Source organism: Thioflexithrix psekupsensis, from assembly GCF_002149925.1.
Classification (GTDB): domain Bacteria; phylum Pseudomonadota; class Gammaproteobacteria; order Beggiatoales; family Beggiatoaceae; genus Thioflexithrix; species Thioflexithrix psekupsensis.
Genome location: NZ_MSLT01000012.1, coordinates 273,065 through 294,242 on the forward strand (window position 1 = coordinate 273,065; position 21,178 = coordinate 294,242).

A 21,178-nucleotide genomic window follows, 5' to 3' on the forward strand; every position below is an offset into this window, starting at 1 on the left:
ATTAACGCAAAGCCCGCCGCAAAATTTTACCGACATTACTTTTAGGTAAATCATCTCTAAATTCGATTTGACGCGGAATTTTATAACTGGTCAAATGCTGACGACAATGGGCAATAATGTCTTCGGGTGTTAAACGCGGGTCTTTTTTAACCACAAATAACTTAATGGCTTCGCCCGATTTTTCATCTGCTACGCCAATGGCCGCCGATTCTACAACGCCTTCTAGTGCGGCCACTACTTCTTCAATTTCATTAGGAAACACATTAAAGCCAGACACTAAAATCATGTCTTTTTTGCGATCCACAATGCGCACAAAACCCTGCTCATCAACAGTAGCAATATCGCCCGTGCGCAACCAGCCATCGGCTGTAAAGGCGTGGCGCGTTTCTTCCTCTCGCTGCCAATAACCGCGCATCACTTGTGGCCCTTTAATCACCAATTCCCCGGCCATCCCGAATGGGACGGGTTTACCGTCATCGTCTAAAATCTCAATTAAGGTCGAAGGAATCGGCAAACCAATAGAACCATTATAATTCATTAAATTAAGCGGATTAATGGTCACCGCGGGGGAACATTCCGTGAGGCCATAGGCTTCTAATAAAGGCACTTTAGTGATTTCACGCCAACGTTCAGCCACTTTCTTTTGTACGGGCATTCCGCCGCCTAAAGTCACTTTAAGCGAACTAAAATCTAATTGGGCAAAATTAGGCTGATTAAGTAAACCGTTAAATAAGGTATTCACTCCCGTTAATGCCGTAAAAGAATATTTTTCTAATTCTTTAATAAAACCCTGCATATCTCGTGGATTGACGATTAATAAATTATGCGCGCCTAATTTTAAGAAAGTCAGACAATTTGCGGTTAAAGCAAAAATATGGTACATCGGTAATGCCGTCACGACCAATTCTTTTCCCTCTTCCACCACGCCGTTGAGCCATGCAGAGGCTTGCTGCAAATTAGCCAACATATTGCGATGTGTCAACATCGCGCCTTTAGAAACGCCCGTGGTGCCACCGGTATATTGTAAAAAAGCAAGATCATCCCCTGTGACAGAAGGCGGAAAATAATCCGCATTTGCACCCAAATTAATGGCGCGATTAAACGTAATGGCTTGGGGTAATTGATAAGGCGGAATCGCTTTTTTAAGATATTTAAGTGTGAAATTCACCAATTTACCTTTAAACCAGCCTAATAAATCTCCCACTTCCGTCACAATCACATGTTTAATAGCCGTATGCGCAATGACTTGTTCTAAGGTATGGGCAAAATGGGCTAAAATAACAATGGTTTCTACACCCGCATCATTTAATTGATGTTCTAATTCACGCGGCGTATATAAAGGATTCACATTGACAATCACCATTCCCGCCCGCAATGCCCCAAATAAAGCCACAGGATATTGCAACACATTAGGCATCATAATCGCCATACGTGTGCCTTTTTCTAATTGCAAATGACTTTGTAGAAAGGCTGCAAAATGATGCGTTAATTCATCCAATTCCGCATAAGTAATGGTCTTATCTAAACAACTATAAGCAGGCAAATAACGAAATTTTTTAACACTTTGATTAAATAAATCCTTAACAGAATGATAAGTGTCAGGATTAATTTCTGCGGGTACACCCGATGGGTAAGATTTTAACCAAATTTTTTCCATCGCTCATTCTCCCGATTGAGTGACTGTTAATAAGGCGAGATGAAAAATTAAAGACTGTCTTGATCCGCAGCGGAACTTAATCGTTGTTCAGCGCGATGAATGCCAATTAACGGCAATAAATAAGCCATCTCAGGCCCATGCGTCACTCCCGTTAAAGCGGCACGCAAAGGCATAAATAATTTTTTCCCTTTTAACCCGCTGGTTTGTTTTAATTCGTCCACCAATTTGGCATAATCGCCTTGACTGTTATGCAGCGCAATTAAGGCATGATTAAAAAATGCAGAGTCCGTTTCTTTAATGACCAGATGGGCTTCTTCATTCCACACTAAATTTTCTGTTAAAATCATTTCTGCCCACTGTTGTGCATCTTCTGGAAATAACACATTGGGGCGAACTGCATGAATAAACAGATGACATAAATCACTAGGAATTTCTAAGGTGATATTATGGGTCAACCATTGCCACCATTGTTCATCATCTAATTGTGACAAGGCTAATTGTTGCCAATGTTTTAAATGCTGCGGATCAAAACGCGAAGGCGCATGACCTAAACGCTGATCATTAATTTGACGGGCTAATTCTTCTAAAGATAATAAAGTATCTTCCGTATAAGAATGGCCTAATCGCGCCAAATAATTCACTACCGCTAAAGACAACCAGCCTTTTTCCCGTAATTCTTTAATACTCATGCTGCCATTGCGTTTGGATAATGGCGCGCCATCGTGACCTAAAATTAATGAGAAATGACCATATTGCGGTGCGGGTAAATTCAATGCCGATAAAATCATTAATTGACGCGGCGTATTGGTCAAATGATCTTCTCCGCGTAAGGCTTTAGTGACTTGCATTAATGCGTCATCAATGGCGTTGCAAAAGAAAAAAGCAGGCGTACCATCAGCGCGGCGAATAATAAAATCGCCAATATCATCACTCATAAATTGCTGTTCTCCGCGCACCATGTCCGTAAAAATAATTTTCTCATTTTTCGGCACGCGAAACCGCAATGTCGGCTGCACACCTTGGGCTAATTTCGCTTCAATTTCACTGGGGCTTAAATGCGCACACGTTCCCGCATAACGCGGAGCCTGTCCCGCAGCCCGTTGCAATTTACGCGATAAAGACAATTCCGCCGCCGAACAAAAACATGGATAAGCCTGATCATTATCCATTAATTGCTGATAATAACGGGCGTAAATTTCACCCCGTTGCGCTTGATAATAAGGGGGGCTAATTTCATTGACATTCGGCCCTTCTTGCCACGATAAACCTAACCACTGTAAATCCTGCATTAACTGTTGTGCAAACTCAGTCGTGCTGCGTTCTTGATCAGTATCTTCAATGCGCAATAAAAAAACGCCTTGTTCTTGCCATGCAAATAAGGCATTAAATAAAGCCGTTCTGGCATTACCTAAGTGCATATATCCTGTGGGACTGGGAGCGAAACGAGTTTTAACAGTCATGGTGATTTTATGGTCAAAAAAAAGTGAATTGAAACAGTAAAAAACAGCTTAAAAACGAATTAAATAAGTCACCGGATAATTTTTAGGACGGCTTTCTTCACCACCGCTGTCACCCATACGAAGCTCATGGCGATGTGATCCGGCCACGTCTATGGTCACTTTGTGGCCGTGTGCGCCCGCGTCGGTTGTCCAATACTCTTGAAAATCATTGACATCGCCCGTCATCGAGCGACGTTCTAATTTGTCTTTCATTGTGTACCAAAAACCTTGCGCTTGTAAACGATGATTATGTTCCCCAGCCACATCGGTGCGGGCAAGATGAGCATGTTCTCCCGCGGCACGAATATCAGCCGTATGCGAATGGCCGCGATTCATATCGCCTTGATATTGACCCAATTGTCGCTTGGCATCCATCTGACGACCCAAGTCTAAACCGCGTAAAAATACCCCGCGAAAATCAGGAACTTTAAATTCACCCTTTTTACTATTCCCCCCGTAAACGGTACCAATGGCTTGATAAAGGGCGGGATAATCTTGAGTTTTGTAATTTGCTCCGTCACACACTAGCCAGCCCGCTTGCACCAAATGTTTACGGGTTTCCGCATCCATCATCCCCGCATAAGCTGTCACACTCCCCGGCGGAGCCATCGTGGCAATGAGTTGGCTTTTATTATCTATTAATTTGACTAAATCATTAATAATGCTGTGGGTGTTATTTAACTGCGCGGTAACGGCATCATTATGCGCCAATACTGCTTTTAAATCAGCCATTAATTTATCGTTTAATTTATTTAAGTTTTCGATTTGTTGCGTTAATAAGGTATCATTGACGCGGCTAATTTGAATTTCTCCTAATAACCGCTCTTGCACTCGTCCCAATTGTTGATGCACTTGTTGCGCCGTTAAAGTGTCATTTTCTAATGCGTCTAATAGCACTTTTACGGGTTCAAATTGCAGTTTTAATTGATCCTGTTGTTGCTGCATATTTTCTAACGCAGTAGAAAAAAACCAATAACTGATCGCACTTGAACAAATAACGCTCAAGATAAACAGCAGCGGGATCATTAATTTCCAATCCATAGTGGATGAAGGAAAAGATTCTGGAAATTCCATAAATGCAGCCTGTATTGTGAAACCCGCACAAGAAATTAATGCGGCTTTAACACTGCACTAATTTCCTGCGAATTTACCGCGCTATAAACGCATGGGCATAATGACATAACGTTGTTGTTCAGTGTGGCGAGGTTTCACTAAACAACTGCTGTTGGGATCGGAAAAACATAATTCCACTTCTTCCGTAGAAATGGCATTTAACGTATCGGTTAAATAAGTCACATTAAAACCAATTTCAAAAGCTTCGCCATCATAATCAATTTCCAGTTCTTCCTCTGCCTCTTCCTGCTCTGGATTGCGAGCGGATAAAGATAAAGTACCGGGTTTGACCATTAAACGCACGCCTTTATGTTTCTCATTAGACAAAATCGCCACACGCGCTAAAGCCTGTTTTAATGGATCGCATAACGCCACCACGACTTTATCGGGATTTCTCGGCAACACGCCTTGATATTCAGGGAAACGACCATCGATTAATTTACTGGTAATGGTCAAATTTTCTGAAATTTCAAAACGGACATGCGTTTGATCTAAAGTAATTTTAACTTCATCATCGCTATTTTCTAAATTGCGATTTAATTCTTGAATCGCTTTACGTGGAATAATCACTTGTAAAGGATCAGAATCTCCCAATTCAAAATCCGTCGTGGCCAATGCCAAACGATGTCCATCCGTTGCGACCACCGCCAATTGATTGGGCATTAAATCAAACAATAAACCATTCAGATAATAACGCACATCATTCACCGCCGCACAAAATGCCGTTTGCGCAATCAGTTCGCGCAGTTGCCGTTGTGGCACGCTAATGGTCAACATGTCGGGATTTTCCGAACTGCTGGGAAAATCTTCCGCGGGCAAGGTCGCTAATGTAAAACGACTGCGTCCTGCGCGAATCACCACCCGATCCCCGTCGGTATTCACATCTATCGCTTGTTCGGGCAGAGAACGGCAAATTTCTAAAAACTTTTTCGCAGGAATAGTAATATCCCCATCATCTTCCGTAGAAATGCGGCTTTCTAATGGCACACGACACAAAATTTCCACTTCTGAATCCGTCGCAATCAACGACAATACATCATTCTCTACGGATACCAATACGTTGGATAAAATAGGGATGACTTGACGTTGTTCAACCACACTGACCGCCATTTTTAATGGAGTCAATAACTCTTTTCTTGGAATGGAAAAATGCAAGGCTTTTATCTCCTCATTAAAAATTGAAAAACATTGAATTAGCGCAAACCCAATACGTCTTGCATATCAAATAAGCCGCGTTCATGTTGCATTAACCACTGTGCGGCGCGCACGGCACCGGTGGCAAATGTCATGCGACTGGAGGCTTTATGGGTAATTTCCAAGCGTTCGCCTTTGTCGGCAAATAGCACCGTGTGTTCTCCAACAATATCGCCCGCACGGACGGTGGCAAAACCGATGGTTTTACGATCACGTTCTCCCGTTTGTCCTTCGCGGCCGTACACCGCACAAGTGGCCAGATCACGTCCCAGTGTTTGTGCGACAATCTCACCCATGCGCAGAGCCGTCCCGGAGGGCGCATCGACTTTATGACGATGATGAGCTTCGATAATTTCCACATCCACACTGTCTTCTAACACTTTGGCGGCGATTTCTATCAATTTAAAACTCAAATTCACCGCCACACTCATGTTCGGCGCGAAAACCACCGCGGTATCTTGTGCGGCGTGGTGAATGGTTTGTTTTTCTGTTGCTGTGAATCCCGTCGTCCCAATCACCATGCGTTTTCCATGTGCTTGACAGTGGGCGAGGTTGGCCAGCGTAGCGGCTGGACGGGTAAAATCAATTAAAACATCAAATTGATCCGTAATCGCCGCTAAATCCGCACCAATCACCACACCAGCCGTACCAATTCCCGCCAATTGACCGGCATCCAGCGATAACGATGGGCTATCTGGATGTTCTAAAGCCGCTGTGAGCGTGGTGGCAGGGTGTTGATGGACGGCTTCTACCAGCATACGTCCCATACGACCGGCCGCACCGGTGATGGCGATTCGTGTCATAGCAGATGAATCCTTACAATCTAAGCGTAAATTTTGAATAATGAATTAAAATTGAGCGCGTAAAGCCGCCAGAAAATGTTTAGCTGTGCCGCTGGTGGGGCCGGCGACGACAAAAAAGACCACTTCCTTGTCCGGCGCACAGCGAATGGTGGCACGATACTGTCCATTGACTCCGAATACTGAAGAAGTGGTAATCGCCACATCTTGGGTAAACTCGGCTTGACGAATCGCCAATTCAGCGCGATTAAGACATTGTTCTAAAGTTAATTTACTGTCCTGCCACCCATTCCAAATATAAGGCGCATCAGCATAAACAACGCCGCTCAACATCAGTAATAATGAGGCGAAAAAGGCAGATTTCATAAGTGTTAGGTGTCCTTAATGCTAGGAATATCAAACTGAAATAGCCGGCTAGTCTATCATAAAATCCCCTCAATCGGTTGTATTAAATAGAGCCACGTCATGGCAAAATGTATCGTATAACTTCTGTAATTTGTTTCCTAATGCGCGTAAAATTGCTACTATATTGTGCCTAATCGCATGGCAACCGCTCTCTTCTACAATGGTCTTTTTTTCACCCTTTCTTCTCAACCCATTACGCCTTAAATACCCAATATGAACGACATCAAAAAAGTAGTCCTTGCCTATTCTGGTGGTCTTGATACTTCGATTATTCTCAAGTGGTTACAGGACGTTTACCACTGTGAGGTGGTGACATTCACGGCCGATATTGGTCAAGGTGAAGAGTTAGAACCGGCTCGCGCCAAAGCCAAAGCATTGGGCGTTAAAGAAATTTATATTGAAGATTTACGCGAAGAATTTGTGCGTGATTTTGTGTTTCCCATGTTTCGTGCCAATACGATATACGAGGGAGAATATTTATTAGGCACTTCGATTGCCAGACCGTTGATTGCTAAATACATGGTGGAGATTGCCAATCGTACTTCAGCCGATGCCATTTCCCACGGTGCAACGGGTAAAGGCAATGATCAAGTGCGTTTTGAATTAGGGGCTTATGCGCTAAAACCTGAAGTGCGCGTGATTGCACCGTGGCGCGAATGGGATTTGACTTCACGGGAAAAACTGCTCGATTACGCCGAAAAACACGGTATTCCCGTAGAATATAAACGCAGTGGCCAACAATCTCCGTATTCAATGGATGCCAATTTGTTGCACATTTCCTACGAAGGTGCGGTGTTAGAAGACCCTTGGCAAGCTCCTGAAGAGTCTATGTGGCGTTGGACGGTGTCTCCCGAAGCCGCACCGGATAAGCCCGTTGAATTAGAATTACGTTATCAACAAGGCGATATTGTGGCGATCAATGGCCAGAACATGAGTCCAGCCGAAGTGTTAGCGTATTTAAACCAAGTGGCAGGCGCGCATGGCATTGGGCGTTTGGATTTGGTCGAGAATCGTTATGTGGGCATGAAGTCTCGCGGCTGCTACGAAACGCCCGGCGGCACTGTCATGTTGCGGGCGCATCGGGCAATTGAATCGTTGACTTTGGATCGAGAAGTCGCCCATTTGAAAGACGAATTAATGCCGCGTTATGCCAGTTTGATTTACAATGGTTATTGGTGGAGTCCTGAGCGGCAATTGTTGCAAACGATGATCGACGCTTCCCAAGCCAACGTGAATGGTCGCGTGCGGGTCAAATTATACAAAGGCAATGTGATCATTACCGGACGCGAGTCTGACAGTGACAGCTTATTTGACACCAAAATTGCCACTTTTGAAGACGATGCAGGCGCGTACAATCAAAAAGATGCCGAAGGTTTTATTAAACTCAACGCATTAAGAATGCGCATTGCAGCACAATTGCGTAATAAACGATCTTAATTTGTTTTTGGGAATGGTCGCCTTAAAAAATAAATTAAGGTGACTATTCTTGTTTTTTCATATTTCTTACAACTGCACTCACTATCAACCGACCCTATCGCTTTAGCGTATTAGCTTTCACATCATTGTGTAAACAATAAAAATTTAACCACCATGAATTCATAACACCATGAAATTATTTATTTTATCCATAGTCCTTTTGGGAGTCTTTGGAGGGGTGGCCGATCCCATCCACGCTCGTGCTGTCGAAGCCCAGACAGAAGAAGTGGCCGCGCCTCCTCGTTTTGATTTTCCTGATGTTCATCGTCGCGCCCAAGAACTGGCGCGTGAATCTTATTCAGACCAATTTACTCCATTGCCTGAGGCTTTTAAAAATCTGGATTATGATCGTTATCGTCACATTCGCTTTATTCATGAAAAAGCCTTGTGGTATGGGGAAAATTTACCGTTTTTAATGCGCTTTTTTCATCGTGGTTTTTTATTTGAACGGCCAGTGAATATTCATGTGATTGATGAGGGCGAAATTATTCCTGTTCCTTACCGAGCAGAATTATTTGATTATGGGGATAATCAAATGCCTGAACAATTATCTGATGATTTAGGATTTGCGGGATTTCAATTGTTATATCCTCTGTCCTCTGAAAAGCATTATCTTGAATTTGCTGTATTTTTGGGTGCAAGTTATTTTCGTGCAGTTGGCCGTGGTCAATGGTATGGTTTATCTGTGCGTGGATTAGCGATTGATACGGGATTACCGCGAGGGGAAGAATTTCCTTTTTTCCGTGAATTTTGGGTAAAAAAACCTAAAGCAGAAGATACCGAATTAACGCTTTATGCCTTATTAGATAGCCCCAGTGTCACGGGTGCTTATCGTTTTATTTTAAAGCCGGGTTTAAGCACAGATATTGAAGTTAAAGCCAGCTTATTTTTCCGTAATAAAGTGCAGAAATTAGGTATTGCGCCATTAACCAGTATGTTTTTTCATGGGGAAAATACAGAGCGTTACATGGATGATTTTCGGCCGGAAGTTCATGATTCAGATGGTTTGCTCATGGTGTCTGGACAGGGAGAATGGTTATGGCGGCCGTTGAGCAATCCGCACAATTTGCAAATCCACAGTTTTCTTGACGAAAATCCCAAAGGTTTTGGTTTATTCCAACGAGACCGTGATTTTAACAATTATCAAGACCTAGAGGCCTTTTACCATCTGCGTCCTAGTGTTTGGGTAGAACCATTAAATGATTGGGGAGCGGGTCGGGTTGAATTGGTAGAAATTCCTACGGATGCCGAACGCCATGACAATATTGTCGCTTATTGGGTGCCTAAAAATTCTTTAGAAATCAATAAGGAATATAATTTTTCTTATCGTTTACGTTTTATTACTGATGACAGCGAAATTCACCCCGGTGGACGCGCAATAGCCACGCGAACGGGTGGCGGTGGCACAGATAAATTAGACACCAGCAAACGTAAGTTTGTTTTAGAGTTTACGGGCAAAAAACTTAATACATTGCCTGTAGACACGCCCATACAGGGTATTGTTTCTGCTTCCAGTGGTCAATTAAGCTCTATTGTCGTGCAGAAAAACAACGTGACAGAAGGTTGGCGATTATTTTTTGAATTAGAACCTGAAAATAATAAACCTGTAGAATTACGCGCATTTTTAAAATCGGGCTATGATATACTTACAGAAACATGGAGTTATCAATGGCAACCGAACAAATAAGTCCTGCATCTGATCCAGTAGAAATCTCTCAACCTTTGGATGCAGCCATTCCCTTTGCAATTAAACAGCGGGTTCGTGCTTATTTGCAGGTTTACCAATTATCCGAAGACGATCAGCATATTGTTTACGAACGAGTGTTGGTGCGGTTGCATGGACTGATGCAAACACAGGGAGAAATCAGTTTTACTTTGGCGGTTCAAGAATGCCAAATGCAATTAAATCAATGGTTTAATTCTGAAAAAATGGCAGAAATGCACCCCTTACTGGCTGTACACATTGCGTCATTGTGTTGGCATCGTTTGGAGCGTTTAACGCAAAATACGCTATCATTGGATCACACTTTACCGTTATTGCAGCAAATTGATGAATTAGCCAATGCCATTGCTCAACCCACGCCCCCCGCGAAATGGCAAGCCATGCCTTTGGCTTCTTTTGATTTTTTCTCGCTTTCTCAGTTTTTGGATAAAATAGGCGTTAAAATGACAAAAATAGCCCATTTTCTCCATTGGCGGCGGTGGCGCACACGGCGATTACGAAAATCCTATGAGTAAATTATGAGTAAACAAGCGACTTATTTCCAATTGTGCTGGCAAACGCGCTGGTGGCGACGTTTACTTTTTTTCAGTCTGGTGTTATTAACCACCTTAGCGGCTTTGTCTTTACTCACCAGTGTTTTTCAAACGGATGGTTTGAGTAAATTAGAGTTGTTATTACTGTTGTTATATGCGATTTTATTTGGTTGGATTTGCTTTTCATTTTGGACAGCTTTATTTGGTTTTTTAATTCTTTATTTTGGTAAAGATCGCACGGCTATTACTGCCAGTTTGCAAAATGCCCCTTCGGAATTAACCACCCGGACGGCTTTGGTTATGCCAGTGTATAACGAAGACCCGGAGCGTATTTTTTCAGGATTGCGGGCAATGGTGGCTTCGTTACAACAGACAGGAGCTGCACAAGCCTTTGATATTTATGTGTTAAGTGACACGCGATCTCCGGAGGCTTGGGTCGAAGAAGAGTTGCATTGGCAGGCTTTGCATGCGTATTGTCAGGGAAAAATTAACGTTTTTTATCGCAATCGTTTGCACAATACTGAGCGTAAGGTTGGGAATTTAAAGGACTTTTGTCAGCAATGGGGCAGTTACTACGATTACATGATTGTGTTGGATGCGGACAGCTTGATGAGCGGACAAACGCTGGTCAAAATGGTGCGCTTGATGCAATACAATCCCAGTGTTGCCCTGATTCAAGTGCCGCCGCAACCGGTCAATCGGGCTTCTCTGTTTGCACGAATACAGCAGTTTGCAGCGAGTGTGTATAATCCGATTTTTACCGCAGGCTTAAATTTCTGGCAATTAAGCGAAGGCAATTATTGGGGACATAATGCCATTATTCGCACCTCCGCTTTTATGGCGCATTGTGGGCTGCCAAAATTGTCTGGGCATGAGCCATTTGGTGGAGAGATTTTTAGCCATGATTTTATCGAAGCGGCTTTATTGCGTCGGGCGGGTTGGCAGGTGTGGTTGGCTTATGATTTGGGAGAAAGTTATGAAGAAATTCCTCCCACATTAATCGATTATGCGCGCCGAGATCGCCGTTGGTGTCAGGGAAATTTGCAGCACAGTCGATTATTATTCGCGGGTGGATTTCATCCCATTAATCGGCTGCATTTACTCATGGGCATTATGTCTTATTTGGCTTCGCCATTATGGTTATTATTTCTGATTGTGACTGCGATTTATGCTTATGGTTATGAGCGAATGGTACCTGTTTATTTTGGCGGAGAAACTTTATTTCCAGATTGGCCGGCTTATTATCGGATAGAAATGATGACGGTATTTATCGTCACTTTACTGATTTTATTTTTACCTAAAGTGCTGGCTTTTCTTTTACTGTTAAAAGATCGCGTCCGCTTGGTGCAACATGGGGGGGGATTAGCGGTTTTTTTCAGTGTGCTATTAGAAACGATTTCATCGATGTTACTTGCGCCTATTATGATGTTATTTCAGAGTCAATTTGTGTTGGCTATTTTATTACGGCGCAATATCAATTGGATGAGTCAAAATCGAGATGATCATCAGACAGGTCTGGGTGAGGCGTTATGGGTACACGGCTGGCATACGATATTGGGGGTGACGGCAGGCATTCTGGCTTATCATCATACGCCGTCATTTTTTTGGTGGTTGACTCCTGTATTAGCGGGTTTGGTGTTGGCTATTCCGTTGTCGATGTTGTTAAGTCATGTTACGTTGGGACAAGGGGCGCGGCGGTGGGGATTATTCTTAATTCCTTCCGAAGTGAAACCGCCTCATTTATTGCAAGATTTGCGTTATTGGCAACATGTGGAACATCAAGCCGTAGCCCCGCATGCTAATCGTTTTATACAGGCTTTATTAGACCCCGCCGTGAATGCTTTACATGCCGCTTTATTGCCTATGCCTAAAAAACCGTTAAATCGGCGTTATCGGCATTATTTACAAGGTTTAGTGTATCAGTTATTAGAAGAAGGATTGTCGAGTTTATCAGCCAGCGAACGGCGAGCGTTATTATTAGATCGAGAAACGGTGTTGCAATTGCACAGTTTATTGTGGAGTTTGCCCGAAATGGCAGAGAGTTTAGGACATATTCCGGCTGAAAAATTGCCTTGATGATTTATTTGTCAGAATCAGAATTTACAGAATTTAAGAATTTTCAAAATTTATTCTTGCCAATTATTTATTTTCAGTCTATTTTTTATTCTTTAATTCTGAAAATCTTGAAATTCTGTAAATTCTGATTCTGACAGAAAAGTGTTGTCAATGGCTTAATTTTGGCGGATTATTGTTTACGTATCACTACTGTTCCAGCAATTTTATCGTGCCAACCTTGCTTACGCGAATCGAAAATAATCCAAATAAAACCCAAAAATAACACCACAGCAGAAACAAAATACATTAAGTAACGAACAACAAATTGCCCTGCGCTGGGTTTGCCGCCAGTTTTGGCATCGACAATGTAGGCAGACATCAGCATTTTGCCGGGGGTTGCTGATTTATAAATCCAAAAAATAATCACAATCAGCATTTGCATAAGACTAAACAAATAATCAAAGCCTGAATTGGTTTCGTTCATTGTACCCAATTCCACCGTATCTGGCGCAATAAATAAGGCCAATGGAACAAACACAATAGCCATTAAAAAACCATCGACAAAATTGGCCACAAATCGTTTCCACAATCCCACATATTCTACATTGCTTAAATCTGCTGTGGTTTCTAAGCTAGACTCAGGGGGTTGATAAGGGTTATTGCCTTGCATATTAAACTCCTTAAATAGATCAGATTTAAAATTAAGAGAAAAGTTAAAGGTTATTGATAAATGGATTATCTCCTCAACTGGATTAAAGAACATAATATTACTGAAATCGAGTGTTTAGTACCCGATATGTCAGGCATTGCGCGGGGTAAAATTATTCCTGCGAATAAATTCTCAGCCGATGAGGGAATGCGTTTGCCTGAAAATATTTTTGTGCAAACCGTAACGGGAGAATATCCAGACGATGAATCGGTGATTAATCCCGCTGAAATTGACATGCAATTGCACCCAGATTCTAACACAATTCGCGTTGTGCCATGGGCGCATGAACCCACTGCCCAAGTGATTCATGATTGTTATTATCGGGATGGGGAAGCGGTGGATTTAGCTCCGCGCACGGTGTTGCGACGCATTTTAAATTTATACGAACAGCAAGGCTGGTTGCCTGTGGTTGCGCCTGAATTAGAATTTTTTTTAGTGAAAAAAAATATTGATCCCGATTATCCTTTAGAACCGCCGATTGGCCGCTCTGGTCGTCCTGAATCTGCACGGCAATCTTATGGGATTGATGCGGTGAATGAATTTGATCCTTTATTTGAAGATATTTACGATTATTGTGAGGCGCAACGCATTAATATTGACACGCTGATTCACGAAGCGGGCGCGGCACAAATGGAAATTAATTTTTTACATGGTGATGCTTTAGAAGCCGCGGATCAAGTGTTTTTATTTAAGCGAACCGTGCGAGAAGCCGCATTGCGACGGGATATTTATGCGACTTTTATGGCAAAACCCATGCAAAGAGAACCCGGTAGTGCCATGCACATTCATCAAAGTTTGGTCGATAGAAAAACGGGACAAAATTTATTCGCCAATACTCAGCAAGACCCTACGCCATTATTTTTACATTACTTGGGGGGATTGCAAAAATATTTGCCGGTGGCTTTATGTTTTTTCGCGCCTAATGTGAATTCATATCGGCGATTTTTGCGTTATGATTCTGCGCCGATTAATGTGCAGTGGGGTTACGACAATCGCACGGTGGGGCTGCGCGTGCCACACGCCACGCCAGCGGCTCGTCGGGTGGAAAATCGCGTGGCTGGTGCTGATGCCAATCCTTATTTAGCGTTAGCGGCTTCGTTGGCGTGTGGTTATTTGGGGATTCAACAACAATTAACGCCACAAAATCCAGTGGTCGGCAGTGGTTATAAATTTCCTTATGAAATTCCCCGTAATTTAGAAGATTCATTGCGTCGTTTAGATGAAGACGAAGATGCGCCTGCTTTACGTGCGATTTTAGGCGAGCGTTTTGTCAAAGCCTATCAAGCCGTTAAATGGAAAGAATATGAAACTTTTTTAGGGGTAATTAGTTCATGGGAGCGCAATTTTTTATTATTAAACGTTTAATGCTTACTTTATAGGATAAAATAATGACCCAATCACCTGATGATTCTTCTCCTTCCTCTTTAGAGACAAAAACCACGCCTAAAGATGTATTAGCGGGTTTTTTAGTTTTTCTTGCGCCGTTGGCTGCCATTGTTGTGGGGGGATTGGCTTTAATTGGCGCGTTATTTTTATTGTTTTTATTGGGTGTTATTTAAAGAATAAGCATGGAATTATTTTTTAATTCCGTGCTTATTCTTTCTCAATTGGCTTGCGGATAAAAATCATCGTCTAAAATTTGCTCCACAGTATAAGGACAATGGATTGGAAAATGGTTTTTATCCAATCCCGTCTCTTTTGCCGCTAATAATACCGCTTTGGGATAGGCACGAATAATGGAATCATTAAGCGCGTTTTTTAAACTGGGAATATGTTCTAATTGCGCTTGTACTCGATAACGTTGCTCAATCATTGAAGCACGCCAACTGTTGCCCTGAAACTCTCCCCAACGTTCGGTTAAGTGTTTCAATTGAAATTGCCACCTCAATAAATGAGCCATCAGAATCACCAAATGGCTGACTAATTCATGTTTATCCCGATTAGCCATGCCTTCCAATTCCTCGATTAAATGCACGGTGTCTAATGCGTGCCATTGGCCTGTTTTTAACAACTGAATGTGTTGTTCAATCCATTGGTGGTAATCTTTTTCATAGCTTACGGCTAAGTCGTTCATGACGAAATCCTCACTTGTGTTAGAATCTTATTTTTGATCAGAGAATAGGAATATTCTAGCGTTTTTTCAAGAGAATTTGCCCTATTTGCATTACTCATTTAAATACTAAAATAGAACACAAAAAAAATTTAAATTTTTGCTATTCTAATTTACAATTGAATCCATATTATTGCCCGTAAATCATTTTAATAACAGAGCAGCTAATAATGCAACACAAATCAGCCCAAGATGTCGTAAAAACCATTCAAGCCATTTTAGATGTGGATCAATTTAGTAGTGGAGATGCTTATTTTCGGGAATTGGTGCGTAATGTGGCACACCACCTTAACGTTAAATACTGCTTTATTGGCCGCCCGCAAAATGGAGAACAAAACAAAGTACAAACGCATGTGGTGTGGGCAGGACAACAATTTGTCGATAATTTTGTTTATGACTTAGCGGGTACGCCGTGTAAAAATGTTTTTGATGGCAAACGAGTGGGCTTATATTCGCCCCACGTGGCTGAACAATTTCCTGAAGATGAATTGTTAGTGCAAATGGGGGTGGAATCTTATTTAGGCGCGCCTATTATTGACAATCGTAATCGCATGTTAGGATTAATTGTTATTTTAGATGAACAACCCATTGAAGACCGAGAATATTATGTGGCTATTATGGAATTATTGGCAGGACGAGTGGCCACCGAAATTGAACGCAATGATTTACAGGCTAATTTACAGCGTCAAGTCGAAGAACGCACCGCCGAATTAAATGCCCGAATGGAAGAATTAGAATGCACCCGTAACGAATTGGTGCAAAGTGAAAAAATGGCTTCTTTAGGGCGTTTGGTGGCGGGATTTGCGCATGAATTAAACACACCTATTGGTGTATCGGTTGCCAGTGCTTCGGTGTTAGAAAATAAAGCCGCCGTGATTAACCAAATGCTTAATGAAGATGAAGTCGATGGTGAGGTTTTAGATAAAATATTGGCGCAATTTTCTGAAGCCACTCGTTTAATTATCTCCAATTTAAGACGGGCTTCCGAATTAATTAATAGTTTCAAACGCACCGCTATTGATCAAAGTTCAGAAGATGTGCGTAAATTCGACGTGAAATCAATTATTGATGATGTCATTAATACGCTGCACAATCGTTTTAAACAAACCGCGGTTAAAATTCATGTCAATGCGCCTGAGCATTTGGAAGTGTACAGCATTCCGGGCAGTGTCGATCAAATTCTCACGAATCTATTGTTAAACAGCTTAGAACATGGATTTTCCGCTGGAACTGCCGCAGGCGACATTCACATTCAAGCCGAATTACACGACGACCGTTTACGATTAGTTTACAAAGACACCGGCAAAGGCATCGCGGCTGAGGCTTTAGGGCGCGTTTTTGAGCCTTTTTTCACCACCAATCGCAGTCAAGGTGGCAGCGGATTGGGCTTGTACATCAGTTACAACTTAGTTACCACCCAGTTAAAAGGCGAGATGACCTGTCACAGTGTTGCAGGACAAGGCGTAACGTTTACGGTGGAATTTCCTGTGCAGTTTTCTTTGCCGAGTCGTTGAATAGAATGAAAAAAATTATTCGCCGTAAAACCAATCCCAGCGAAACCGATCCAATCCCCTCACACGGTGAACTTTTGGCCGTCAATTCCTCTGTCCCTTCAATGAGTTGGCGTATTTTAGTGGTGGATGATGAACCCGATATTCACGCCATCACGCGCTTGTCTTTGGCGGGATTTGAGTTTGCGGGGCGAAAATTAGAAATTCTGCAAGCCTTATCGGGTCAAGCGGCGCGGGAAATCTTGACTCAGTATGACGATATTGTCGTTGCCATCATTGATGTGGTGATGGAAACCGATGACGCGGGTTTACGTCTAGTCGATTTTATTCGCAACGAACGCCGCGACAAATTGATGCGTTTAATTATTCGCACGGGTCAACCGGGATTAGCACCCGAACATGAAGTGATTGAACGCTACGATATTGATGATTATAAAGAGAAAAACGAATTAACCGAACGAAAGTTATACACAACCTTGCGTCTTGCTTTAAAATCGCATCAGGCATTGCGTTCGCTTAATACGCATAAAGTGGCTTTAACTAAAATTCTTGATGCTGCGCCAGAACTTTATCATCCCCAATCGGTGAAGCAATTTTTTAGCGGTGTTTTAAGCCAGATTATTAGCTTGTGTCATTTGGGAGAAAATAGTTTAATTTCTACCATTAAAAGTGGTTTTGTCGCCACCGCACAAGGAGAAGAAGAAATTGTTATTCATGCAGGAACGGGCTATTTTGCCGATGCAAATAGCGGTTCTGAAGCCCAAGCTATTAAGCAAGCCTGTATTGAATTTTTACGGACACATCAAGATAATCCTGAAAGTATTTTATCGGGTGATCCCTTACCAAAACAGGCAATGTTATTGCGTTTAAAATTTGATCGACAAAACAAGTCAGAAACGCAAAGTTTTATTTATTTAGAAAACACGGCCTGTTTGCTGCAAAATGACACTGAATTAATTAAAATAATGGCTTATCAATGTGCTTCTGCATTGAGTAATTTACAATTATATTTAGACTTACAAGAAGCCCATTATCGCACTTCGCAATTGCTTGATATGGAACAACAAGCCCGCAATGTCGCCGAATCAGCTAATTCGGCTAAAACGATATTTTTAGCCAAAATGAGCCACGAATTGCGCACGCCATTAAATGCCATTATTGGTTATGCGAATTTAATCGAGGAAGAAGCTGAAGATTTTGGCCATCAAGATTTACTGCCCGATTTGAAAAATATCCAAAATGCAGGCCAGCAATTGTTAAATATGATTGCTGATATTTTGGACATCACTAAAATCGAATCCGAACAGTTGCAATTACAACTTCATCAATTTAAATTACAAGATTTACTAGGCGAAATTGAGACCTTAATGCAGCCTTTATTGGCGCGTCGAGAAAATCAATTTAAAGTTATTTGCCTGCAAAAAAATGCGCGGGTTTGTTCGGATAAAGTGAAATTAAAACAAGTGTTATTAAATCTGCTGCACAATGCCAATAAATTTACCCAACAAGGTCAAATTACTTTGGAAATTATTCAGGCTTTTGTGCCACACGTTAATCGTAAGCAGTGCAAATCGGAACAACAGACTTGTCAGAAATGTGATACTTCTGGTTTAATGACGTTTAAAGTGTCTGACACAGGGATTGGTATTCCTGAACCAGAGTTGGAACGCATTTTTGAAGCCTTTATCCAAGTCGATTCCCGCTCCGCCACCACAGACGGCACCACGCCCGGTGCGGGTTTGGGTTTATCGATCAGCCGTCGCCTTAGCCAAGTGATGGGCGGTCATATTTCGGTGCAAAGCGAACTGGGTAAAGGGTCTATTTTCACCTTAGAAGTGCCGATTAATTTGCAACAAAAACCCACTTGAAAAATAACCTATTCGCAATTACTTTAATCGGTGCATTTCTTTGATAAAAATCACTTGATTAACGAGGGACAAATTATGGCCACCAGCGAAGGTTATCATGAGCCTTTAGAATCGCTTTCTGAAGCAACCCGCAATATGCACCGTGCTTTGACTTCTTTACAAGAAGAATTAGAAGCCGTCGATTGGTATCAACAACGGGCAGATGCTTGTACTGATCCCGAATTAAAAGAAATTTTGCTGCATAATATGCGCGAAGAAATTGAACACGCCGCCATGGTTTTAGAATGGTTACGTCGTCACAGCGATGCGTTCGATCACAATTTATCCACTTATTTGTTTACTAAAAAATCGATTTTAGAAGCCGAAGAAGACGATAATAGTCATTAGTTTTCAAGCACTTCTAACGTTGGACTGAATCAGAAAAGATTAAAAATAAATCATTCTGATTCAGACTGATTCAGATTGTTTTGAAGTGTTAAGCGCGGCTTAAAAAAAGCAACATTTTAAAGTACGGGATAACCCAGTTCGCTGAGTTTGGTGGTGACAGCATCACTAGAAAATGTGCCTTTAACGGTGACTTGTCCTTGATTTGATTGAAGTTTTTCCACAAGCACTTGTTCCACGCCCGCCAGATCAGCTAAACCTGTTTGAATTGCGGTCACACAACCGTTACACTTAACGTTTTGAACCCTTAACATTAACTCAGCCATGATGTTGCTACCTCTTGTTAAATCAACGAATTGAAAGAATTGATCGTTTAAAATAATCGCGCTTGCCGATCCTTACATCGGTATAATATCTCTAGTATAAAGCACGGATTGTCTGATTAAAACGGCAATCACTGCGCCATTTTTACCCATTATGCACCGTTAGGAACTGTGTTTAGGAATTATATCAATGTCATCGAACACCATACTGATTGTTGACGACAGTCGGGTTTCGCGTATGCTTATTCGCGCCATTATTACCCAAGCCGATCCCCATGCGGAAATTATCGAAGCCAGCACAGGAGAGGAGGCCTTGGCCAAAGTCGATAATTTAAACATCACCATCGCCACCTTAGATTTAAATATGCCCGGTATTGACGGTTTAGCTCTTGCGTCAAAATTGCTGCTAAAGTTTCCGCGTGCGAAAATTGGATTATTAACCGCCAATATTCAGGAAATGGTGCGGCAAAAAGCCGAAGCCTTAGGCATTAGTTTTATTTCTAAGCCCATCACTGAAGAAAAAATCCTGAACTTTATTTATGGATGAAGATACTTTGTTTCTTTCTGAACTTCAGAAAGATGCCATTTGTGAAATGCTCAATATTGGAATGGGGCAGGCGGCTGCTTCTTTAAGCGCGATTATTAGCGAGGAATTAAAGCTATCTATTCCAACCGTTGAGTTACTTTCTCGCCAAGAGGCGGCCAATATTATTAGCTGTGATCCGCAGCGGCGTATCGCGGGAGTGAAACAGCATTTTGAAGGGCCGTTTTGGGGTGATGCGTTGTTACTTTTTCCACAAGAAAAAAGTTTACAATTGGTGCGGGCTTTGGTTAAAGAAGAATTGCCGCCCGAATTATTAGCCGAATTAGAACAAGATGCGCTCACCGAAGTGGGTAATATTATTTTAAATTCTTGTTTAGGCAGTTTTGGCAATGTCTTGACACAAGAAGTCACCAGCGATTTACCTTTGTTTATTAATGGTTCTGCGCTGGAAGTACTTTATACCGCAAAACCGCAAGAACGTGATGTGGTGATGTTTATGCGCGTGGAATTTAGCACGCATAATCAAAGTATTAGCGGTTATGTTGCCTTTTTGTTAGAAATTCCATCGATTGCTCAATTTAAAGTCAATATTGATAAATATTTGGGACAAATTTAACTCGCTTTATTCTTGTTAAAATCGCTTATGCTTGAAACACTAGAACGACATTTATTAGATACGCTTTCGTTGCAACCGACCATCAGCGAATATGATTTATTAAAAATGTTACGGCAACAACAATGTGAGGGATTTAGTGAATTAGAATTTAGCGATTCTTTGTCCTTATTTCGCAGTCATTTTTTATTGCACCATGTGTTATATCGTTTGCAAACGCAATTGTGGCAACAAAAAGCGGCTTATTTAGAAATTACTCCCTTGTCCATTTGCTTGCATCCTTATTTATCCAATCAAGCGGGATTAGTCGAACCAGATGCCCTGCGTAATTATTATTTAGATTGGAAAAATTTATCGGCGATGACAGGGCAGGCATTAGAGGATTTATTAAGTCAATTTTGGCAAAAATTTTACGCGGCTGAACAAAAAGCCGAAGCCTTAGCGGTGTTTTCATTACAAGAACCCACTGATTACGCCACCATTCGCCAACGTTATCGTCAATTGGCAGGGCAACACCACCCGGATCGCGGCGGCGACACCCAGACGCTGCAAACCATCAATCACGCCATGACCATATTATCTCGTTATTATCGTGGTTTTTACGCCCCTGATCATGAGGCATAATGCCACGCCTTTATTTTTTTAACCAAAGGAGAAAATG

At 42.0% G+C, this 21,178-nt stretch carries 21 protein-coding genes; 12 read left to right on the forward strand and 9 right to left on the reverse strand.

Translation table 11 applies throughout. The annotated features are described in order from the left end of the window. Position 1: 1 nt before the first annotated feature. The 6 genes from fadD to TPSD3_RS06350 all read right to left on the reverse strand — a co-directional run bounded on the left by fadD (position 2) and on the right by TPSD3_RS06350 (position 6,629). Positions 2–1,657, reverse strand: a complete 1,656-nt coding sequence (gene fadD / locus TPSD3_RS06325) for a long-chain-fatty-acid--CoA ligase FadD (RefSeq protein ID WP_086487737.1) — start codon at positions 1,655–1,657, stop codon at positions 2–4. Between the two features lie 47 nt (positions 1,658–1,704). Beyond that, the gene (gene gltX, locus TPSD3_RS06330) at positions 1,705–3,117 is read right to left on the reverse strand and encodes a glutamate--tRNA ligase (RefSeq protein ID WP_086487738.1); all 1,413 of its coding nucleotides are present in this window, start codon (positions 3,115–3,117) and stop codon (positions 1,705–1,707) included. Positions 3,118–3,165: 48 nt separating this feature from the next. Next, positions 3,166–4,230: a phage tail protein gene (locus TPSD3_RS06335; RefSeq protein WP_086487739.1), complete on the reverse strand. Its 1,065-nt coding sequence runs from the start codon at positions 4,228–4,230 to the stop codon at positions 3,166–3,168. A gap of 81 nt (positions 4,231–4,311) precedes the next feature. Further along, complete coding sequence (dnaN, locus tag TPSD3_RS06340; RefSeq protein ID WP_086487740.1) at positions 4,312–5,424, reverse strand: DNA polymerase III subunit beta; 1,113 nt, start codon at positions 5,422–5,424, stop codon at positions 4,312–4,314. Positions 5,425–5,462: 38 nt separating this feature from the next. After that, on the reverse strand, positions 5,463–6,266 hold the full coding sequence (gene dapB / locus TPSD3_RS06345) for a 4-hydroxy-tetrahydrodipicolinate reductase (protein ID WP_086487741.1): 804 nt from the start codon (positions 6,264–6,266) through the stop codon (positions 5,463–5,465). A gap of 45 nt (positions 6,267–6,311) precedes the next feature. Further along, complete coding sequence (locus tag TPSD3_RS06350; protein ID WP_086487742.1) at positions 6,312–6,629, reverse strand: hypothetical protein; 318 nt, start codon at positions 6,627–6,629, stop codon at positions 6,312–6,314. Between the two features lie 252 nt (positions 6,630–6,881). On the opposite strand from TPSD3_RS06350, the gene TPSD3_RS06355 reads away from it, so the two are divergent. The 4 genes from TPSD3_RS06355 (at position 6,882) to mdoH (ending at position 12,476) form a co-directional block, all read left to right on the forward strand. After that, positions 6,882–8,105, forward strand: a complete 1,224-nt coding sequence (locus tag TPSD3_RS06355) for an argininosuccinate synthase (protein WP_086487743.1) — start codon at positions 6,882–6,884, stop codon at positions 8,103–8,105. Positions 8,106–8,274: 169 nt separating this feature from the next. Beyond that, a complete protein-coding gene (locus tag TPSD3_RS06360) occupies positions 8,275–9,831 on the forward strand; it encodes an OpgD/OpgG family glucan biosynthesis protein (RefSeq protein ID WP_086487744.1) in 1,557 nt (518 codons plus the stop codon). After that, positions 9,813–10,382, forward strand: coding sequence for a hypothetical protein (locus TPSD3_RS06365; RefSeq protein WP_086487745.1), 570 nt, complete (start codon positions 9,813–9,815; stop codon positions 10,380–10,382). The genes TPSD3_RS06360 and TPSD3_RS06365 overlap by 19 nt, the downstream gene beginning before the upstream one ends. A 3-nt stretch (positions 10,383–10,385) precedes the next feature. Continuing rightward, positions 10,386–12,476, forward strand: a complete 2,091-nt coding sequence (gene mdoH / locus TPSD3_RS06370) for a glucans biosynthesis glucosyltransferase MdoH (protein ID WP_086487746.1) — start codon at positions 10,386–10,388, stop codon at positions 12,474–12,476. A gap of 169 nt (positions 12,477–12,645) precedes the next feature. Here mdoH and TPSD3_RS06375 read toward each other — a convergent pair whose 3' ends face one another. Continuing rightward, complete coding sequence (locus tag TPSD3_RS06375; protein ID WP_086487747.1) at positions 12,646–13,125, reverse strand: RDD family protein; 480 nt, start codon at positions 13,123–13,125, stop codon at positions 12,646–12,648. A gap of 60 nt (positions 13,126–13,185) precedes the next feature. Here TPSD3_RS06375 and TPSD3_RS06380 point away from each other — a divergent pair, with 60 nt between their 5' ends. Further along, positions 13,186–14,529 (forward strand): glutamine synthetase family protein, encoded by a 1,344-nt coding sequence (locus tag TPSD3_RS06380; protein ID WP_086487748.1) that lies wholly within the window; start codon positions 13,186–13,188, stop codon positions 14,527–14,529. 23 nt (positions 14,530–14,552) lie between these two features. Then, the gene (locus tag TPSD3_RS17490; RefSeq protein WP_176329761.1) at positions 14,553–14,723 is read left to right on the forward strand and encodes a hypothetical protein; all 171 of its coding nucleotides are present in this window, start codon (positions 14,553–14,555) and stop codon (positions 14,721–14,723) included. Between the two features lie 44 nt (positions 14,724–14,767). Here TPSD3_RS17490 and TPSD3_RS06385 read toward each other — a convergent pair whose 3' ends face one another. After that, positions 14,768–15,238, reverse strand: coding sequence for a DUF29 domain-containing protein (locus TPSD3_RS06385; protein ID WP_086487749.1), 471 nt, complete (start codon positions 15,236–15,238; stop codon positions 14,768–14,770). A gap of 206 nt (positions 15,239–15,444) precedes the next feature. Between TPSD3_RS06385 and TPSD3_RS06390 the strand changes: the two genes are divergently transcribed. The 3 genes from TPSD3_RS06390 (at position 15,445) to TPSD3_RS06400 (ending at position 19,040) form a co-directional block, all read left to right on the forward strand. Further along, positions 15,445–16,788: a sensor histidine kinase gene (locus TPSD3_RS06390; protein ID WP_086487750.1), complete on the forward strand. Its 1,344-nt coding sequence runs from the start codon at positions 15,445–15,447 to the stop codon at positions 16,786–16,788. A 5-nt stretch (positions 16,789–16,793) separates the two neighbouring features. Continuing rightward, complete coding sequence (locus tag TPSD3_RS06395; protein WP_086487751.1) at positions 16,794–18,653, forward strand: ATP-binding protein; 1,860 nt, start codon at positions 16,794–16,796, stop codon at positions 18,651–18,653. A 75-nt stretch (positions 18,654–18,728) separates the two neighbouring features. Beyond that, positions 18,729–19,040, forward strand: a complete 312-nt coding sequence (locus TPSD3_RS06400; RefSeq protein WP_086487752.1) for an encapsulin-associated ferritin-like protein — start codon at positions 18,729–18,731, stop codon at positions 19,038–19,040. A gap of 116 nt (positions 19,041–19,156) precedes the next feature. Here TPSD3_RS06400 and TPSD3_RS06405 read toward each other — a convergent pair whose 3' ends face one another. Continuing rightward, the gene (locus tag TPSD3_RS06405) at positions 19,157–19,363 is read right to left on the reverse strand and encodes a heavy-metal-associated domain-containing protein (RefSeq protein WP_086487753.1); all 207 of its coding nucleotides are present in this window, start codon (positions 19,361–19,363) and stop codon (positions 19,157–19,159) included. Positions 19,364–19,550: 187 nt separating this feature from the next. Between TPSD3_RS06405 and TPSD3_RS06410 the strand changes: the two genes are divergently transcribed. From TPSD3_RS06410 to TPSD3_RS06420, 3 genes are read left to right on the forward strand one after another with little or no spacing between them, the layout of a single operon-like run. After that, entirely contained in the window at positions 19,551–19,907 is a 357-nt protein-coding gene (locus TPSD3_RS06410; protein WP_086487754.1) for a response regulator transcription factor, read from the forward strand. Beyond that, positions 19,900–20,520 carry a hypothetical protein gene (locus tag TPSD3_RS06415; RefSeq protein WP_086487755.1) on the forward strand — a complete coding sequence of 207 codons (621 nt, stop codon included), beginning with the start codon at positions 19,900–19,902 and terminating at the stop codon, positions 20,518–20,520. The genes TPSD3_RS06410 and TPSD3_RS06415 overlap by 8 nt, the downstream gene beginning before the upstream one ends. Positions 20,521–20,547: 27 nt before the next feature. After that, positions 20,548–21,141, forward strand: coding sequence for a DNA-J related domain-containing protein (locus TPSD3_RS06420; RefSeq protein ID WP_086487756.1), 594 nt, complete (start codon positions 20,548–20,550; stop codon positions 21,139–21,141). The last annotated feature ends 37 nt before the right edge of the window (positions 21,142–21,178 follow it).

Coding starts and splice junctions, on each gene's coding strand:
- TPSD3_RS06410 (WP_086487754.1), top strand. CDS start 19,551: ATGTCATCGAACACCATACTGATTGTTGACGACAGTCGGGTTTCGCGT.
- fadD (WP_086487737.1), bottom strand. CDS start 1,657: ATGGAAAAAATTTGGTTAAAATCTTACCCATCGGGTGTACCCGCAGAA.
- TPSD3_RS06385 (WP_086487749.1), bottom strand. CDS start 15,238: ATGAACGACTTAGCCGTAAGCTATGAAAAAGATTACCACCAATGGATT.
- mdoH (WP_086487746.1), top strand. CDS start 10,386: ATGAGTAAACAAGCGACTTATTTCCAATTGTGCTGGCAAACGCGCTGG.
- TPSD3_RS06350 (WP_086487742.1), bottom strand. CDS start 6,629: ATGAAATCTGCCTTTTTCGCCTCATTATTACTGATGTTGAGCGGCGTT.
- TPSD3_RS06415 (WP_086487755.1), top strand. CDS start 19,900: ATGGATGAAGATACTTTGTTTCTTTCTGAACTTCAGAAAGATGCCATT.
- dapB (WP_086487741.1), bottom strand. CDS start 6,266: ATGACACGAATCGCCATCACCGGTGCGGCCGGTCGTATGGGACGTATG.
- TPSD3_RS06395 (WP_086487751.1), top strand. CDS start 16,794: ATGAAAAAAATTATTCGCCGTAAAACCAATCCCAGCGAAACCGATCCA.
- TPSD3_RS17490 (WP_176329761.1), top strand. CDS start 14,553: ATGACCCAATCACCTGATGATTCTTCTCCTTCCTCTTTAGAGACAAAA.
- TPSD3_RS06360 (WP_086487744.1), top strand. CDS start 8,275: ATGAAATTATTTATTTTATCCATAGTCCTTTTGGGAGTCTTTGGAGGG.
- TPSD3_RS06375 (WP_086487747.1), bottom strand. CDS start 13,125: ATGCAAGGCAATAACCCTTATCAACCCCCTGAGTCTAGCTTAGAAACC.
- TPSD3_RS06335 (WP_086487739.1), bottom strand. CDS start 4,230: ATGGAATTTCCAGAATCTTTTCCTTCATCCACTATGGATTGGAAATTA.
- TPSD3_RS06355 (WP_086487743.1), top strand. CDS start 6,882: ATGAACGACATCAAAAAAGTAGTCCTTGCCTATTCTGGTGGTCTTGAT.
- TPSD3_RS06400 (WP_086487752.1), top strand. CDS start 18,729: ATGGCCACCAGCGAAGGTTATCATGAGCCTTTAGAATCGCTTTCTGAA.
- TPSD3_RS06420 (WP_086487756.1), top strand. CDS start 20,548: ATGCTTGAAACACTAGAACGACATTTATTAGATACGCTTTCGTTGCAA.
- TPSD3_RS06390 (WP_086487750.1), top strand. CDS start 15,445: ATGCAACACAAATCAGCCCAAGATGTCGTAAAAACCATTCAAGCCATT.
- TPSD3_RS06380 (WP_086487748.1), top strand. CDS start 13,186: ATGGATTATCTCCTCAACTGGATTAAAGAACATAATATTACTGAAATC.
- TPSD3_RS06365 (WP_086487745.1), top strand. CDS start 9,813: ATGGCAACCGAACAAATAAGTCCTGCATCTGATCCAGTAGAAATCTCT.
- TPSD3_RS06405 (WP_086487753.1), bottom strand. CDS start 19,363: ATGGCTGAGTTAATGTTAAGGGTTCAAAACGTTAAGTGTAACGGTTGT.
- gltX (WP_086487738.1), bottom strand. CDS start 3,117: ATGACTGTTAAAACTCGTTTCGCTCCCAGTCCCACAGGATATATGCAC.